The following is a 1,328-nucleotide window of genomic DNA, read 5'->3' on the forward strand; positions in this document are numbered from 1 at the left end:
CAAACCCAAAACAAAATAATTGAGGGTTTAGAAACATTAAAGTTTACGTTGAGCAATAAAATTTTTTCCCAAGAATTGAGATTTAAGGATGGAGATGGAAATGAGTTTTCAGGATGGTCAGAACTAAAAATTGGCGACATTTTGAAAATCGGGAATGGAAAGGATTATAAACATTTACTGAATGGTGATACTCCTGTTTTTGGAAGTGGAGGCTATATGACATCAATCAATTCATATCTTTACGATGGTGAAACAGTATGCATTGGCAGAAAAGGTACGATAAACAAACCAATGTATTACAATGGTAAAATTTGGACAGTTGATACATTATTCTACACTCATTCATTCCAGTATTGTATTCCTAAGTTTGTATTTCATCTTTTTCAAACAATTAACTGGTTAGAATATAATGAAGCATCGGGTGTTCCAAGTTTATCTAAAACTACAATCGAAAAAATAAAAGTAAAAATTCCTTCTATTGAAGAGCAGCTTACAATTTCAAAGATCCTTTCAGCTTTTGAACAAAAAATTGGGATCGAAAAAGAAATTTTGATAAAGCTTGAGAAACAGAAAGAATATCTGTCACAGCAAATGTTTATCTAATACTGTTGATCTTTTTATTTTAAAGTTTGTTAATTTTTGTTGATCACCGTAGATTAAACGAACATATTTTGAAGCAGATACTTCTTTTGTTCTTCTAACTTTTTTAAGTAATTTGTTTCCATATCGATTTTGTTATCAAGCGTACAAAGAAAATCAGCTATTTTATTCTGTTCCTCGATGCAGGGCATTTCAAATATAATTCTTGCGAAATTTTCATAAAAAAGATAATCTCTAACTCCTCCTTCCACATTCTTAAGAACTTCTTTATTAAATTTTTCGGTTTTAAGATATTGAAATAAAAAATTATCATCTACATATTCATTTGTTACAAAACAAACATATAAAGAACTTATGATAATGTTTTCTAAATCTCGGCTATATCCAATAGAACCGACATTTATTCTTGCAGGATTATATGCAAAAGTATATTTATCAATTACTTTGTAAAGTGTAATGTCATAACCTCTATCATCACTATTAATACCTTCAAATTGCTCATTTTGTGGCACAAAGCCTAATCTGTTATTTATGGAATAAACAGGTAATTTTTCATTACTTTTATTTCTTTTGCTTACAGGCAGTGTAATCTCTCCTAACTTTTTAATTTGCCAATCAGGATAGTTAATTTCATCATCATTCTTAAATCTCAATTCTTTAGAAAATATTTTTTTAATTAGCGTTTGCTTTGACAATTTTAAACCCTCAATTATTTTGTTTTGGGTTTG

2 protein-coding genes are annotated in these 1,328 nt (G+C 28.7%); one reads left to right on the top strand and one right to left on the bottom strand.

Annotated elements, in window-relative coordinates:
- Positions 1-603: restriction endonuclease subunit S (locus ACNQGG_RS17265; RefSeq protein ID WP_417966096.1), on the top strand; the 603-nt coding region annotated here is incomplete at its 5' end.
- 53 nt (positions 604-656) lie between these two features.
- On the opposite strand, the gene ACNQGG_RS17270 is transcribed toward ACNQGG_RS17265, so the two are convergent.
- Positions 657-1,328: restriction endonuclease subunit S (locus ACNQGG_RS17270; protein WP_417966098.1), on the bottom strand; the 672-nt coding region annotated here is incomplete at its 5' end.

The sequence above is a fragment of the Flavobacterium esculini genome (genome assembly GCF_048284325.1).
In the GTDB taxonomy this organism is placed as follows: Bacteria; Bacteroidota; Bacteroidia; order Flavobacteriales; family Flavobacteriaceae; genus Flavobacterium.